The following is a 14,693-nucleotide window of genomic DNA, read 5'->3' as shown; positions in this document are numbered from 1 at the left end:
CCTGCCACGACGGCAGGGGCCCAGGCCCCCAGAGTCCCGCGATTCCATGTCCCAGCTGAACCCCAAAGTCGGCTTCGTCAGCCTTGGCTGCCCGAAGGCCCTTGTCGATTCCGAACGCATCCTTACCCAGCTCCGCTCGGAAGGCTACGACATCGTGCCGTCCTACGATTCGGCCGACGTGGTGGTGGTCAATACCTGCGGCTTCATCGATTCGGCGGTGACCGAGTCGCTGGACGCGATCGGCGAGGCGATGAACCAGAACGGCAAGGTCATCGTCACCGGCTGCCTGGGCAAGCGCCCGGAGCAGATCCGCGAGGCGTACCCCAACGTGCTGGCGGTGTCCGGCCCGCAGGACTACCAGAGCGTGATGGAAGCGGTGCACGAAGCGCTGCCGCCCAAGCACGATCCGTTCGTGGACCTGGTGCCCGACTACGGCATCAAGCTGACCCCGCGTCACTATGCCTACCTGAAGATTTCCGAGGGCTGCAACCACAAGTGCAGCTTCTGCATCATTCCGTCGATGCGCGGCAAGCTGGTCTCGCGCCCGGTGGATGAAGTGCTGCGTGAAGCAGAGCGCCTGGTGCGTGGTGGCGTGCGCGAGCTGCTGGTGGTTTCGCAGGACACCTCGGCCTATGGCGTGGACGTGAAGTACGCCGAGAAGATGTGGCGTGACAAGGCCTACCAGACCCGCCTGAAGGCGCTGTGCGAAGGCCTGTCCGAGCTGGATGCGTGGGTGCGCATGCACTACGTCTACCCGTACCCGCACGTGGACGAGGTGGTGCCGCTGATGGCCGAAAACCGCATCCTGCCGTACTTGGACATCCCGTTCCAGCACGCCAGCCCACGCATCCTGCGCCTGATGAAGCGCCCCGGCGCGGTCGAGAAGACCCTGGAGCGCGTGCAGAACTGGCGCCGTATCGCGCCGGACATCACCGTGCGTTCCACCTTCATCGTCGGCTTCCCCGGCGAGACCGAGGCCGAATTTGAAGAGCTGCTGTCGTTCCTCGACGAAGCGCAGCTGGACCGCGTCGGCGCGTTCGCCTATTCGCCGGTCGAGGGTGCCACCGCCAACGACCTGCCGGATGCGGTTCCGGAGGAAGTGAAGCAGGAGCGCTTGGCCCGTTTCATGGAAAAGCAGGCGCAGATTTCCGCTGCGCGCCTGGAGGCCAAGATCGGCACCGTGCAGCAGTGCCTGGTCGACGCCATCGAAGGCGATATCGCGGTGGCCCGTTCCAAGGCCGATGCCCCGGAGATCGATGGCCTGGTGCACATCCAGAATGCCGACCAGGTGCCGTTGCGCGTGGGTGAGTTCGTCGACGTGGACATCACCGAGAGCGACGAGCACGACCTGTACGGTGACGCGCTGCCGGCCGCCACCCGCCCGGCATTCGATCTCAAGATGCTGTGACCGCGGCGACGACCGCGGCCGGTGACGGCAGCAGCGTCCGCCGTTTCGTGCCGCCGCCGCGTGCGGCGGTCGATCCACAGGTGTTCGGGCACCCGGTGTTTGCCGGATTGCGCGACGTTCGTGATCTGTTGGAAGGCCCGGCGTGGCCGTCCATTGCAGCGCTCGAGGCACGCCTCGCGCTACCGGGCAAGCAGCTGGCCGAGCAGGATGCCACGCTGCTGGCCGACGGCCTGCACTACGAAGCCCGCATCGCACAGGGCCGCATCGCCACCCGCGCCGACAACTGGCATGACCTGTTCAACGCACTGGTGTGGGCCCACTACCCGCAGCTCAAGCAGGCGCTCAATGCGCAGCAGTGCCGGCATATCGAGGCGATGCCGCCGGGCCAGCGCAACCGCGCGCAGGCGGCACTGACCCAGTTCGACGAAACCGGCGTGATCGTGCGTGTGCGCGATCACACGCTGCTGGCTGCCTGGGATGTGCACGACTGGTGTGCGCTGTTCGAATCGAGACACTGGCTGAGCGGCGACATCGCCATCGCTACGGTATTCGGGCACGCGCTGATGGAGCAGGCGCTGCTGCCGGGCCGCCGGCTGGTGGGCAAGTGCGTGGTGGTGCACGGCAAAGCCGATGTCACCTGCGTTGACGCAGTGACCGCGGCCATCGCCGAAGGCAGGGCAGTGACCGATCCCCTGCAGTTGCGTCCGCTGCCGTTGGCTGGAGTTCCGGGCTGGCACGAGAGACAGGACGCCGACTTCTATGCAGATGCCGAGTACTTCCGCCCGTTGCGTGCCGGCCGCCAGTATCCGCCGCCGTTGCACGGGGCTATGTAGAGTCGACTGTCAGTCGACTGCTCTTCGTTCCGAGGCCGTGAACGCCTGACAGATGGCTTCGGCGAGTCATCAACCGCGATTGAGGATCGTGGTACGTTTGCGGTCCGGCTGCGGAGGTTTGTGCCGCGCTTCGCGCGGTAGTCGACTGACAGTCGACTCTACAACGGCTCGTATTCCACCCCGATCACCGCAAAGGTGAACTGGCCGCCGGGCAGCTCCACCGAGAATTCATCATCCAGCCGCTTCTTCAGCAGTGCGCGTGCCAGTGGTGAATCGATGCTGATCCAACCCAGGCCTGCGTCGGTCTCATCCGGGCCGACAATGCGATAGCGGCTGGTGTCGCCACTGTCCACGTTCTCCAGTTCCACCCACGCACCAAAGAACACCGCCTGCGGATCGGTCGGCGTGGTGTCGACCACGCGCAGCGATTCCAGCCGCTTGGTCAGGTAGCGCACGCGGCGGTCGATTTCACCCAGCTGCTTCTTGCGGTAGGTGTACTCGGCGTTCTCGGAGCGGTCGCCTTCCGCGGCAGCGGCGGCCAGCGCCTTCACCACCTCCGGGCGGCGCACACGCCACAGCTCATCCAGTTCGGCCTTCAACCGGGCGTGGCCGGAGGCGGTGATCAGGGCGGTACTCTTTTCTGCAGGGGGACGCCAACGCGACATGTGGTGCGACTTCTTTTCAGGGGAACGATGGGGCCGGATCCTTTCCGCAGGAAAGGCCTCCGACCCCGGGAGGGCAGGTCAGCGTTTGCCGCCGAAGATGCCCCCCAGCAGGCCGCGCACGATCTGGTTGCCCAGCTTGGTGCCAACGGTACGCGTGGTCTGCTTGGCCATGGTCTCGATCATGCCCTGGCGGCGCTTGGTGCCGAAGATCGCATCCTTGATCGCCTGGCCGAAACCGCCTTCCTGCGCTTCGTCCTGCTCGCGGCTGCGGGCGGCGGGAGCCTGCGCCTGCTCGACTGTTTTCTGCGCACGCTGGGCCAGCAGCTCGGCGGCCGATTCGCGGTTGATCGCGGTGTCGTAGCGGCTGCCGACCGGGCTGCCGGCACGCACCTGGGCGCGCTCGGCCTCGGTGATCGGCCCCATCCGGCAGCGCGGCGGTGCGATCATCGTCTGCTGCACCGGCATCGGCACGCCCTTGTCCTGCAGCGTGGAGACCAGTGCTTCGCCGGTACCGAGCTGACTGAGTACCTTGGCCACGTCCAGCTTCGGATTCGGCACGAAGGTCTCGGCAGCGGTCTTCACCGCCTTCTGGTCGCGCGGGGTGAACGCACGCAGTGCGTGCTGCACGCGGTTGCCGAGCTGGCCGAGGATGTTGCCCGGTACGTCGTCGGGGAACTGCGAGCAGAAATACACGCCGACGCCCTTGGAGCGGATCAGGCGCACCACCTGCTCGATGCGCTGCACCAGCGAGGCCGGTGCGTCGTCGAACAGCAGGTGGGCCTCGTCGAAGATGAAGACCAGCTTCGGCTTGTCCAGGTCGCCCACCTCCGGCAGCTGCTCGAACAGCTCCGACAGCAGCCACAGCAGGAAGGTGGAATACAGCTTGGGCTTGAGCACCAGCTGGTCGGCGGCGAGGATGCCGATCACGCCGCGGCCGTCGTGATTGACCCGCATGATGTCGGCCAGTTCCAAGGCCGGTTCGCCGAAGAAGTTCTCGCCGCCATCCTGTGCCAGGCGCAACACCGAGCGCTGGATCGCAGCGATCGACTGCGCGCTGACCAGACCGTACTCGGTGGAGATGTCCTTGCGTTCCTCGGCAACCAGGCCGAGCAGGGCGCGCAGGTCGTCCATGTCCAGCAGCAGCAGGCCGCGATCGTCGGCCAGCTTGAATACGATATCGAGCACCCCGGCCTGGGTGTCGTTCAACTCGAGGATGCGTGCCAGCAGGGTCGGGCCCATTTCGCTGACCGTAGTGCGCACCGGGTGCCCGAGCTTGCCGTACAGGTCCCAGAAAATGGTCGGGCTGGCGGCCGGCGCGTAGTCGGCCACGCCGATCTCGGCGGCGCGCTTGAGCAGGTTCTCGGCACCGGTGCCGGGCACGGCCAGGCCGGACACATCGCCCTTCACATCGGCCAGGAACACCGGCACGCCCAGCCGCGAGAAGCCCTCGGCCAGGGTCATCAAGGTCACGGTCTTGCCGGTACCGGTGGCGCCGGCCACCAGGCCGTGGCGGTTGCCGAGTTTCGGCAGCAGGGTGACGGCAATATCGTCGGTGATGCCTTTGCCGAGCAGAATCGGATCCATGGTCCAGCCCTTGTGGTGAATAGCCCAATGTTAACCGCCGGCGGTGACGGGCCGAAGGTCGGCTTGCCCGGACCTTGGCGGCGCCGCTACTCTGCCTGCCTGTTTCGCACACAGTGCCATCAATGCCCGTTCCTGTCCTGATTTCCCGCGGTTGGCCGCTGCTGGCCCTGGCCGGCCTGGTTTCCCTGGCGCCCGACGCCCATGCGCAGCGGGTTTCGGCCCGGGACAAGGTGAAGGTGGATGCGCTGCAGCAGCGCATGACCGCCGCCGAGAAGCGCTACAGCGATGCGCTGCTGCTGGTCGCCAATGCCGACCCCAAGGGCAGCAACGAGGCGGACGCCGCGCTGGAGGACATGGAAGATGTCCTCAACGACTGCGTGAAGCAGAAGGGTTGCCAGATGGGCACCCTGCTGGCCAGCTACAAGCGCCTGCTCAAGCATGATGCTGATGCCGCTGCCAGCGATGACGTGGCCGATGAGGGTGGTGACCGCCTGGAAGCCGACCCCGACCATATCGGCCCGCTTACCGCCGATGTGCCGGAGGCCGCGCGCGCTGCAGCGCTGCTCAACGACAAGCGGCATGCCTTCGACACCATGGTCGAGTACAACCCCGCCGTGCAGGCCGGCATCCGCCGCTGGTTGACCGACATGCGCCCGGCGCTGCTGACCAGCTACGAGAACTACCAGAACCTGCGCGCGGTGATGTGGCCGGAGTGGGAAAAGCGTGGTCTGCCGGAGGCGCTGCTGTTCGGCATCATGGCCAAGGAGTCCAACGGCCGTGTGCATGCCTCCTCGCGTGCCGGCGCCGCCGGGCTGATGCAGTTCATGCCGGCCACCGGCCGCCGCTTCGGTCTGGGCCCGGACGGCACCGGCTTCGACACGCGCTTCGATGCACGCAGCGCCGCCGAGGCCAGCGCCAGTTACCTCAACGAGCGCCTGCGCGAACTGAACAACAACGTGGAAATGTCGGTGGCCGCCTACAACGGTGGCGAAGGCCGCGCCGCGCGCGTGTTCAAGCAGAGTGGTGGCCAGAGCTTCTGGACCGACAGCGTCTACAACCAGTTCCCCGGTGAAACCAAGGACTACGTGCCGATGGTGATCGCCGCGGCCTGGATCTTCCTGCACCCGCAGCAGTACGGCGTGGAGCTGCCGAAGATCAGTGCGCAGCCGGCCACGCTGCGCCTGGCCAAGTCCACCACCATCTACGAACTGACCATCTGCCTGGGCAGCCACGGCACCCGTGATGGCTACATGCGCGCGCTGCGCAATCTCAACCCGCGCTATGAGGCCGATGGCTGGATTCCGGCCGGCACGCTGATCAACGCCACCACCCGCATTGCCGGCCTGTACCAGCGCAACTGCGTCAGTGGCCCGCGTGCCGACCTGGCCCGCACCCTGATCACCGCCGATCTGAACGCGGCGATCAAGCGCCCGACCGCCGCCAGCTACACCGGCAGCGTGGCCGTGGGCGGCGTGGTGCCGGTGGCCGACGCCGCGGCCTCCACCAGCGTGCCGACCACACCGGTCGCTCCGGTAGCCACGCCGCGCCCGGCGGCACGGCCGAAGCCGGTGCGCAGCCACAAGGTGGGCCGGGGTGAGACCCTGGGCGCCATTGCCGCGAAGTTCCAGTGCGACGTGCCGACCCTGGCCCGCGCCAACGGCCTGAAGGCCCCGGCCTACAGCCTGCGCCACGGCCAGACGCTGAAGCTGCAGGGCTGCGACAAGTAATCCCCCACGACCTCTGGAACCCACATGGATCTCGAAGACACCCGCAACCTGTTCGCCAACCTCCGCGAAAACACCGACTGGGACATCAACGGCCCGTTGCTGTGGGGGTACTTCTTCGTGCACTCCACTGCTGAGCCGTTGCAGGCACTGGCAGAGCACCTGCAGGCGCAGGGCTACACCTTCGTGGAACTGTTCGAGCAGGAGCCGGAAGAGGGCGACGCGCCGTTCCACGTGCTGCACGTGGAGCGTGTGGAGATCCACGACGAAGCCTCGCTGGACCGCCGCAATCAGGAATTCGCTGCCCTGGCCGCGGAAAAGGGCGTGGAAGACTACGACGGCATGGACGTCGGCCCGGCCCCAGCCCTGCAGTAACGCGCGTGCCGGTAGTGCCGGCCGCTGGCCGGCAATGCTCGTCGCATTGGATCAACGGAGATGCCGGCCAGCGGCCGGCACTACCGAAGCCTCAGCGCAGCTTCGCCAGCGCCTGGCCCAGCTGCACCGGGCTTTCAGCGCCCAGCTGCGGGGCGAACTCGGCCACGCCCGGCGGCAGCAGCACGATCACGGTCGAGCCGTAGTTGAAGCGCGCCATCTCGGCGAAGCGCTCCAGCTGGATGCCCTGGCCGCGGTAGTCCTTGCGGGTGATGCGGTCACCGTAGGCCGGAATTTCTTCGCCGCTCCACACGGTTTCCACGCCGGACACCAGCAGCGCACCGACCATCACGCTGACCATCGGGCCGAAGCTGGTGTCGAAATGGCAGACCAGGCGTTCGTTGCGCGCGAACAGGCGCGGCACGCCGTTGACGGCGGCCGGGCCGACGCTGAACAGGCGGCCCGGCACGTGCACGGTTTCGCGCAGGGTGCCGGTCCACGGCATGTGCACGCGATGGTAGTCGCGCGGCGACAGGTACACGGTGGCGTACAGGCCGTCGTTGTACGGCTTGGCATCCTCGTCACTGCCCAGCAGTTCGGCGGCGGTGAACGACTGGCCCTTGGCCTGGAAGATGCGGCCGGCTTCGATCCTGCCGAGCTGGCTGATGCGGCCATCGGCCGGCATCACCAGGCTGCGCGGATCGGCATCGGCCACGCGCGCGCCCGGCTTCAGCGCACGGGTGAAGAACTGGTTGAAGGTGGCATAGCTGCGCGGGTCCGGGTTGGCCGCTTCGTCCAGATTGACGTTGAACTTGCGGGTGACCGTGTCGATCAGCCAGCGCGACACGCGCGGATCGTCCGAGTACGCCAGCGAACGCGCCATCGAGGACAGCAGGCGGTGGGGCAGGGCGTACGTCAGGGCGGTGGTGAGGCTCATGGGGCGGTTTTCTCGGTCAGCTTCTGCAGGTCGCGGGCAATGGCCGGCGCGTTGAACGGGGGGCGCACCAGGCCGGCAAGGCGGCCCTGCGGGTCGAGCACGGCCAGGCTGGCCGAATGCTCGACGGTGTAATCCTCGGGATTCTCGTCGAAGTGCTTGCCCGGCACCTTCTGGAACACGAAGCCCAGCGAGGTGGCGAAGCGCTCCAGCGAGGGAACGTCGGCGGTGGCGGCCAGGGTGTCCTTGTGGAAGCCGTGCACGTACTCGCCCAGGCGGGTGGCGCTGTCACGGTCCGGGTCGACCGAGATGAACAGCACGCGCGGGCGCAGGCTGTCGGGCAGGGCTTCCCACTGGTTCTGCACGCCGGCCAGCTCGGCCAGGGTGGTCGGGCAGACGTCCGGGCAGAAGGTGAAGCCCAGGAACACCAGGGTCCAGTGACCCTTCAGTTCGCCCGGGATCAGGCGGGTGCCGTCGGACTGGGCCAGATTGAAGTCGGGCAGTTCGCGCGGCTGCGGGTACAGCGTGATCGCTTCGGTGGCCGGGGCATTGGCCGGCGGCTTCGGCGCGAACACCTGCTGGGCGGCCAGCAGGCCGAGACCCGCCGCCAGGGCGATCAGCAGGATGATGCCGGCGTTGCGATTGAACATGGGAGCCCCCGCGCGAAGTGGGCTCCATCATACCGGCTGCGGCCCGATCGTTTCTGCCGCAACGGATGCCGCCGCGGGCGTCAGCACCTATAATCGGGGGCCACTTTGCCCGCAGTACCGCCATGACCGCTGAAACGGCCGCCGAACTCCACACGATCATCGATCTGATCCGCTACGGCACCAGCCGTTTCAACGAAGCCGGACTGACCTTCGGGCACAGCTACGACAACGCGCTGGACGAGGCCACCCAGCTGGTGCTGCACAGCCTGCACCTGCCGCACGACCTCGGCCCGGCGTACGGCCAGGCGCGCCTGCTGCAGGAAGAGAAGGTGCGTGTGCTGGAACTGTTCCAGCGCCGCATCGACGAACGCATCCCGGCCGCCTACCTGACCGGTGAGGCCTGGTTCGCCGGTCTGAGCTTCAAGAGCGACAAGCGCGCCCTGGTGCCGCGCTCGCCGATCGCTGAACTGATCGAGTGCGGCTTCGAGCCGTGGTTGGCCGGCCGCGATGTCAGCCGTGCGCTGGACCTGTGCACCGGTTCGGGCTGCATCGCCATCGCCATGGGCCACTATTACCCGAACTGGGAAGTGGACGGTGTCGACCTGAGCGACGACGCGCTGTCGCTGGCCGAGGAAAACAAGGAACGCCTGCAGGCGCACAACGTGACCCTGCTCAAGTCGGACCTGTTCAACGGCCTGACCGGTCGCCACTACGACCTGATCGTCACCAACCCCCCGTACGTCACCAACGACGAGACCGATGCCCTGCCGCAGGAATACTCCTACGAGCCGGAGATGGGCCTGCGTGCCGGCGACGACGGCCTGGACCTGGTGCTGAAGATCCTGCGCGATGCGCCGCTGCACCTGAGCGAAGACGGTCTGCTGATCTGTGAAGTGGGCGAATCCGAGCAGCACCTGATCAAGCTGCTGCCGGAAGTCGACTTCGCCTGGATCGAATTCAAGGTCGGCCAGATGGGCATCTTCGCGGTCGAATGCCGCGAGCTGATCGCCCACAGCGCGCGCATCACCGAACTGGCGGCGCAGCGCCCGTGAGTTCCAATTCGTTCGGCAAGCTGTTCACCGTCACCACGTTCGGCGAGTCGCACGGGCCGGCCATCGGCTGCGTGATCGATGGCTGCCCTCCGGGGCTGGCGCTGGACGCGGCCGAATTCGCCCACGACCTGCAGCGTCGCGCTACCGGCAAGAGCCGGCACACCTCAGCGCGCCGCGAGGCGGACGAGGTCGAGATCCTGTCCGGCGTGTACGAGGGCCTGACCACCGGCACGCCGATCGCCCTGCTGATCCGCAACACCGACCAGCGCAGCAAGGACTACGCCAACATCGGCCAGCAGTTCCGGCCGGGCCATGCCGACTACAGCTACTGGCACAAGTACGGCATCCGCGACCCGCGCGGTGGCGGCCGTTCTTCCGCGCGTGAGACCACCATGCGCGTGGCCGCCGGCGTAGTCGCCAAGAAATGGCTGGCCGAGCGCTTCGGCGTGACCGTGCGCGGCTACCTGTCGCAGCTGGGCGAGATCACCCCGGCCGGTTTCGACTGGTCGGCGGTGGAAGACAATCCCTTCTTCTGGCCGCACGCCGCACAGGTGCCGGAACTGGAGGCGTACATGGATGCGCTGCGCAAGTCCGGTGATTCGGTCGGTGCGCGCGTGGACGTGGTGGCCGACAACGTGCCGCCAGGCTGGGGCGAGCCGATCTACGGCAAGCTCGACGGTGACCTGGCCGCCGCGCTGATGAGCATCAACGCGGTGAAGGGCGTTGAGATCGGCGACGGTTTCGCCAGCGCCTCACAGAAGGGCACCGAACACCGTGACCTGCTGACCCCTCAGGGGTTTGCCAGCAACCACGCTGGCGGCATCCTCGGTGGCATTTCCACCGGCCAGCCGGTGGTCGCGTCGATCGCGTTGAAGCCGACCTCCAGCCTGCGCCTGCCGGGCCCGTCGCTGGACACGGCCGGCAACGTGGTCGAGGTGGTCACCACCGGTCGCCACGATCCCTGCGTCGGCATCCGCGCCACTCCGATCGCCGAGGCGATGGTGGCGATGGTGCTGATGGACCAGGCGCTGCGTCATCGCGCGCAGTGCGGCGATGTCGGCACGATCACCCCGCGCATTCCCGGGCAGATCGATGGCTGACACGCGGCCGACCGTGTGGGTGAGCCAGCCGCTGATCGACGCGGCCATCGCGCCGCTGCGCGATCGCGTGCAGCTGCGCAGCACCGACACCGTCACCGCGTGGTCGCCCGACCAGATCGCCGAACAGCTGGCCAGCGCCGACGGCGCCATCATCACCCTCAACGAGCGCATCGGTGCGGCCCAGGTGGCCGGCGCCGCTCAGCTGCAGGTGATCGCCAATGTCGGTGTCGGCTACAACAACCTGGACGTCGACGCGCTCAGCGCGGCCGGCATCCTCGCCAGCAATACCCCGGACGTCCTGACTGAAACCACCGCCGATCTCGGTTTCGCTCTGTTGATGGCCACCGCGCGCCGCATCACTGAATCCGAGCGCTGGCTGCGCGAAGGCCAGTGGCAGCAGTGGTCGTTCCAGACCATGCTCGGTGCCGACATCCACGGCAGCACGCTGGGTATCCTCGGCATGGGCCGCATCGGCCAGGGCATCGCCCGCCGCGGCGCGCATGGTTTCGGCATGAAGGTGCTGTACCACAACCGTTCGCGCCTGCCGGCCGACACCGAGGCCGCTGTCGGCGCTTCGTATGTGGATCTGGATACGCTGCTGGCGCAGGCCGATCACCTGCTGCTGGTGCTGCCGTATACCCCGGCCTCGCATCACCTGATCGATGCCGCCGCACTGGCGAAGATGAAGCCGTCGGCGACGCTGGTGAACATCGCCCGCGGCGGCCTGGTCGATGAGATCGCGCTGGCCGATGCGCTGGCCAACGGCCGCCTTGCTGCAGCGGGTCTGGATGTGTACGAAGGCGAGCCAAAGGTACGCCCCGAACTGCTGGCGCTGCGCAACGTCGTGCTCACTCCGCACATCGGCAGCGCCTCGCTGGCCACGCGCACGGCGATGGTACAGCTGGCCGTGGATAATCTGGTTGCCGGGCTCGGCCTGGACGGCGGCCCGTCGCGCATGCCGAGCGCGATCAACGCTGACGCGGCGATGGCCGCGCGCGTGACTCTGGGCAAAAAAACCGGGAAACGATAGGGAACCTCCGCGCGCCCCGCTTGAGGAGGTTCCCCGAACCCAGCTGTCGTGCGTGTTTTTTCCCCATCCCCGTTTTCGTGAGAGTTTCCCCCATGAGCAATGCACAGCGCAGTTTCCACGTCGCCGTCGTCGGTGCCACCGGTGCGGTCGGCGAGACCATGTTGTCGATCCTGGCCGAACGTGATTTCCCGGTCGGTACCCTGAGCGTCCTGGCCTCCGAGCGTTCGGCCGGTGGCGAGATCGAATTCAACGGCCAGAAGGTCAAGGTCCAGGACTTGGCCACCTTCGATCCGAGCGGCGTCGAGATCGCCCTGTTCTCGGCCGGCGGCAGCGTGTCCAAGGAATACGCACCGAAGTTCGCCGCCGCCGGTGCGGTGGTGATCGACAACTCCTCGGCCTTCCGCTACGACGATGACGTGCCGCTGGTGGTGTCCGAGGTCAACCCGGAGCAGGTCGCCAACCGTCCGCGCGGCATCATCGCCAACCCGAACTGCTCGACGATGCAGATGCTGGTGGCGCTGGCGCCGCTGCATCGCAAGTACGGCATCGAGCGCATCAACGTCTCCACCTACCAGTCGGTGTCCGGCGGTGGCCGTTCGGCAACCGAGGAGCTGGGCAAGCAGACCGGCCAGCTGCTGAGCTTCCAGGAAATCGATCCGCAGCGCTTCCCGGTGCAGATCGCCTTCAACCTGATCCCGCACATCGACGACTTCCAGGACAATGGCTTCACCAAGGAAGAGATGAAGCTGATCTGGGAGACCCGCAAGATCCTCGGTGACGACAGCATCCTGGTGAACCCGACTGCAGTGCGGGTGCCGGTGTTCTACGGCCACTCCGAGTCGGTCGCGATCGAGACCCGCGACAAGGTGACCGTCGCAGAAGCGCGCGCGCTGCTGGAGCAGTCGCCGGGCATCGAAGTGGTGGATCGCCACGAGGCTGGCGGCTATCCGACCCCGGTCACGCATGCGTCGGGCACCGACGCGGTGTACGTTGGCCGCATCCGTGAGGATCTGTCGCACCCGCGCGGCCTGAACCTGTGGATCGTGTCGGACAACGTGCGCAAGGGCGCGGCGTTGAATGCCGTGCAGCTGGCCGAGCTGGTCGCCGCCGAGCAGCGCTGATCACAGCGGTTGCCTCATCGGTAGTGCCGGCCGCTGGCCGGTATTGCCGTGATGGGGGCGTGCGTGTATGCCGGCCAGCGGCCGGCATTACCGAAGGTCTCCCATCGGTGGGTGCGGACCCCGGTCCGCACGCTTTATAGTGTCGCCCATGAATAAACGGGCCAAGGGCGCAAAGCGCCCGCTCACCTATCTGTCCGCCGCACTGCTCGCCCTGGCCAGCAGTTCGGCGCTTGCCCTGGGGTTGGGCGACATCCGGGTCCTGTCCAAGCCGGGCCAGCCCCTGCTGGCCGAAATCCCGGTGGTCTCGGCGGATCCGTCCGAACTGGAAAACCTGCGCGTGGCGCTGGCCTCACCGGTCACCTTCGAACGTGTCGGCCTGCAGCGGCCTACCGGACTGGTCAGTGAACTGCAGTTCGAACTGACCCGCGACACGCAGGGCAGGGCGGTGGTGCGCGTCACCTCGCAGGCGCCGGTGGAGACGCCGTCGCTCAGCTTCCTGATCGAAGCCGACTGGGGCCAGGGCCGCCTGGTGCGTGAGTACTCGGCACTGGTCGATGCGCCGCCCAGTGCGTTGGCCGTGGCCGAGCCGGAAATCGTCGCGCCGGCCGGTACGCTCTCCAATACCATCGTGCGCGAACCTGCACCGGCTTCGGTGCCAGCAGCAGAGACGCCCACGACGCCGCCACCAGCGGTGGCGCCAGCACCGGCACGCCCGCGTGCGGCCTCCGCGCCAGTTGCTGCACCGGCGGCCGATGGCAGCATCACCGTGCAGCGCGGGCAGACCCTGTCGGAGATCGCCAGTGCGGTGGCACGTGGCAACCAGGTCAGTCGCGACCGCGCGATGATCGCCCTGCTGCGTGCCAATCCCGAAGCCTTCATCCGCGGCAACGTCAACCTGCTCAAGCAGGGTGCGGTGCTGCGCATGCCCGGCAGTGATGCGCTTGCTGCGGTCGACGCTGCCGAAGCGGCGACGCTCGTGCGCGAGCATGCCGCGCAATGGCGGCAGGCACGTACCGTGCCGCAACCGGTGGGCATGGCCGCACCGGTTGCCAAGGCGGCAGCCACGAACGCTTCTTCCCCGGCTGCGGCCAATGGGGCACGACTTGAGATCGCCCCGGCGCTGGCGTCCGACGCCGCGCACGCGGGCACAACCACCGGCACCGCTGCCGGCAGCGAGGGTGACATGCTGGGCAACGAACAACTGCGCCAGGCGCGTGAGGACATCGCCACCCGCGATGCCGAGATCGGCGAGCTGAAGCAGCGCGTGGCCGACCTGGAAAAGCTCAAGGAACAGCAGCAGTCGCTGATCGCGATGAAGGACAACGACCTGGCCGCCGCGCAGCAGCGCCTGGCGCAGGCACCGGATGCCCGCGATGCGGCAACGCCGTGGTACTGGCTGGGGCTGCCGGTGCTGCTGCTGGCGGCGGGCGCCGCCTGGCTGCTGCGTCGTCGCAAGCCGTCGCCGCTGCCGCCGCTGCGTGAGGAAGACGATGCCGCCGGCCTGGCCGCAGCGGTGCCAGCGGGTGCGGCGCTGGATACGCTGGCCGAGCAGTCCTCGTGGTCATCGGCTGTTGCCGGCAACGGCCGCCAGGAACCGGCGATGCCCGACTGGGCGACCGAAACCGAAGTGCACGACGTAGTGGTCGCCGAACCCGTCGTCGAGCACGCGGTACGGGCCGACTGGCAGGCCGACACGCTGCGCGACGAGGACGCGGTGGCCTTGCCCGAAGCGGTGACCGATCTGCCGCGCTGGGACGATTCCGTAACCACCGCCGACGAGGCTGTCGTCGCCGCGCCGCTGCAGGACGAACGCGTTGTACCGCAGGCGCCGGCCGACGTGGCGGTGCCGGACTACGCACTGCATGCCGAACAGCAGCCGCAGTTCCGCGGCGTGTTCGATCTGCCGGCCGACGCGCATGACAACGAGGCGCCGGCGGATGCCGCTCATCCCGAAGCCATCGACGGCATCGACCATGGCAGCATCGAGGCCTCTCATTCCGACGACATCGCGTCGAGCGCGGCCGCGCCTGCCGGCGACGCCGGCTGGTCGCCACGTGCCGGTCAGGAGCGCCTGGAACTGGCCATTGCCTACCTCGATCTGGGCGACGCGCAGACGGCGCGCACCCTGTTGCTGGAAGTCGCCGAAGGCGGTGACCTGCACAGCCAGGCCCAGGCCCGCGAACTGCTGGCCCGCCTGCCGTGACCGAATCTGCCGACAAG

At 67.7% G+C, this 14,693-nt stretch carries 13 protein-coding genes; 9 read left to right on the top strand and 4 right to left on the bottom strand.

Going from position 1 to position 14,693, the window contains the following annotated elements:
• Positions 1 to 46: 46 nt before the first annotated feature.
• Positions 47 to 1,408: a 30S ribosomal protein S12 methylthiotransferase RimO gene (gene rimO, locus ACZK33_RS16595; RefSeq protein WP_049398716.1), complete on the top strand. Its 1,362-nt coding sequence runs from the start codon at positions 47 to 49 to the stop codon at positions 1,406 to 1,408.
• Complete coding sequence (locus ACZK33_RS16590; protein WP_423173772.1) at positions 1,405 to 2,241, top strand: DUF3025 domain-containing protein; 837 nt, start codon at positions 1,405 to 1,407, stop codon at positions 2,239 to 2,241. The genes rimO and ACZK33_RS16590 overlap by 4 nt, the downstream gene beginning before the upstream one ends.
• Positions 2,242 to 2,399: 158 nt before the next feature.
• Here ACZK33_RS16590 and greB read toward each other — a convergent pair whose 3' ends face one another.
• The gene (gene greB / locus ACZK33_RS16585) at positions 2,400 to 2,906 is read right to left on the bottom strand and encodes a transcription elongation factor GreB (protein ID WP_032128239.1); all 507 of its coding nucleotides are present in this window, start codon (positions 2,904 to 2,906) and stop codon (positions 2,400 to 2,402) included.
• Between the two features lie 78 nt (positions 2,907 to 2,984).
• Positions 2,985 to 4,490, bottom strand: a complete 1,506-nt coding sequence (locus ACZK33_RS16580; RefSeq protein ID WP_279912817.1) for a helicase HerA-like domain-containing protein — start codon at positions 4,488 to 4,490, stop codon at positions 2,985 to 2,987.
• A 122-nt stretch (positions 4,491 to 4,612) separates the two neighbouring features.
• On the opposite strand from ACZK33_RS16580, the gene ACZK33_RS16575 reads away from it, so the two are divergent.
• Both ACZK33_RS16575 and ACZK33_RS16570 read left to right on the top strand, forming a co-directional pair.
• Entirely contained in the window at positions 4,613 to 6,217 is a 1,605-nt protein-coding gene (locus ACZK33_RS16575; RefSeq protein WP_071228772.1) for a transglycosylase SLT domain-containing protein, read from the top strand.
• Positions 6,218 to 6,241: 24 nt separating this feature from the next.
• Positions 6,242 to 6,589 carry a ribonuclease E inhibitor RraB gene (locus ACZK33_RS16570; RefSeq protein ID WP_032128242.1) on the top strand — a complete coding sequence of 116 codons (348 nt, stop codon included), beginning with the start codon at positions 6,242 to 6,244 and terminating at the stop codon, positions 6,587 to 6,589.
• Positions 6,590 to 6,680: 91 nt separating this feature from the next.
• On the opposite strand, the gene asd is transcribed toward ACZK33_RS16570, so the two are convergent.
• Positions 6,681 to 7,523: an archaetidylserine decarboxylase gene (asd, locus tag ACZK33_RS16565; protein ID WP_006381472.1), complete on the bottom strand. Its 843-nt coding sequence runs from the start codon at positions 7,521 to 7,523 to the stop codon at positions 6,681 to 6,683.
• On the bottom strand, positions 7,520 to 8,170 hold the full coding sequence (locus tag ACZK33_RS16560; RefSeq protein ID WP_423173773.1) for an SCO family protein: 651 nt from the start codon (positions 8,168 to 8,170) through the stop codon (positions 7,520 to 7,522). Before ACZK33_RS16560 ends, asd begins: the two co-directional genes overlap by 4 nt.
• Positions 8,171 to 8,292: 122 nt before the next feature.
• Between ACZK33_RS16560 and prmB the strand changes: the two genes are divergently transcribed.
• The 5 genes from prmB to ACZK33_RS16535 all read left to right on the top strand — a co-directional run bounded on the left by prmB (position 8,293) and on the right by ACZK33_RS16535 (position 14,676).
• A complete protein-coding gene (prmB, locus tag ACZK33_RS16555) occupies positions 8,293 to 9,222 on the top strand; it encodes a 50S ribosomal protein L3 N(5)-glutamine methyltransferase (protein WP_032128243.1) in 930 nt (309 codons plus the stop codon).
• The gene (gene aroC, locus ACZK33_RS16550; protein ID WP_423173774.1) at positions 9,219 to 10,322 is read left to right on the top strand and encodes a chorismate synthase; all 1,104 of its coding nucleotides are present in this window, start codon (positions 9,219 to 9,221) and stop codon (positions 10,320 to 10,322) included. The genes prmB and aroC overlap by 4 nt, the downstream gene beginning before the upstream one ends.
• On the top strand, positions 10,315 to 11,352 hold the full coding sequence (locus tag ACZK33_RS16545) for a 2-hydroxyacid dehydrogenase (protein WP_423173775.1): 1,038 nt from the start codon (positions 10,315 to 10,317) through the stop codon (positions 11,350 to 11,352). The genes aroC and ACZK33_RS16545 overlap by 8 nt, the downstream gene beginning before the upstream one ends.
• A 92-nt stretch (positions 11,353 to 11,444) precedes the next feature.
• A complete protein-coding gene (locus ACZK33_RS16540; protein WP_012511725.1) occupies positions 11,445 to 12,473 on the top strand; it encodes an aspartate-semialdehyde dehydrogenase in 1,029 nt (342 codons plus the stop codon).
• A 148-nt stretch (positions 12,474 to 12,621) separates the two neighbouring features.
• Positions 12,622 to 14,676: a FimV/HubP family polar landmark protein gene (locus ACZK33_RS16535; protein WP_423173776.1), complete on the top strand. Its 2,055-nt coding sequence runs from the start codon at positions 12,622 to 12,624 to the stop codon at positions 14,674 to 14,676.
• Positions 14,677 to 14,693: the final 17 nt, after the last annotated feature.

This window comes from Stenotrophomonas sp. 86156_Sma, assembly GCF_056481625.1.
The sequence above is the reverse complement of the archived record's forward strand: the minus strand, read 5'-3'. Positions and strand labels throughout refer to the sequence as shown.

What these genes read in the sequence shown, in the direction of transcription:
- ACZK33_RS16580 (WP_279912817.1), bottom strand. Translation starts at nt 4,490, where the DNA reads ATGGATCCGATTCTGCTCGGCAAAGGCATCACCGACGATATTGCCGTC.
- ACZK33_RS16570 (WP_032128242.1), top strand. Translation starts at nt 6,242, where the DNA reads ATGGATCTCGAAGACACCCGCAACCTGTTCGCCAACCTCCGCGAAAAC.
- ACZK33_RS16540 (WP_012511725.1), top strand. Translation starts at nt 11,445, where the DNA reads ATGAGCAATGCACAGCGCAGTTTCCACGTCGCCGTCGTCGGTGCCACC.
- greB (WP_032128239.1), bottom strand. Translation starts at nt 2,906, where the DNA reads ATGTCGCGTTGGCGTCCCCCTGCAGAAAAGAGTACCGCCCTGATCACC.
- ACZK33_RS16545 (WP_423173775.1), top strand. Translation starts at nt 10,315, where the DNA reads ATGGCTGACACGCGGCCGACCGTGTGGGTGAGCCAGCCGCTGATCGAC.
- asd (WP_006381472.1), bottom strand. Translation starts at nt 7,523, where the DNA reads ATGAGCCTCACCACCGCCCTGACGTACGCCCTGCCCCACCGCCTGCTG.
- rimO (WP_049398716.1), top strand. Translation starts at nt 47, where the DNA reads ATGTCCCAGCTGAACCCCAAAGTCGGCTTCGTCAGCCTTGGCTGCCCG.
- ACZK33_RS16535 (WP_423173776.1), top strand. Translation starts at nt 12,622, where the DNA reads ATGAATAAACGGGCCAAGGGCGCAAAGCGCCCGCTCACCTATCTGTCC.
- prmB (WP_032128243.1), top strand. Translation starts at nt 8,293, where the DNA reads ATGACCGCTGAAACGGCCGCCGAACTCCACACGATCATCGATCTGATC.
- ACZK33_RS16575 (WP_071228772.1), top strand. Translation starts at nt 4,613, where the DNA reads ATGCCCGTTCCTGTCCTGATTTCCCGCGGTTGGCCGCTGCTGGCCCTG.
- ACZK33_RS16560 (WP_423173773.1), bottom strand. Translation starts at nt 8,170, where the DNA reads ATGTTCAATCGCAACGCCGGCATCATCCTGCTGATCGCCCTGGCGGCG.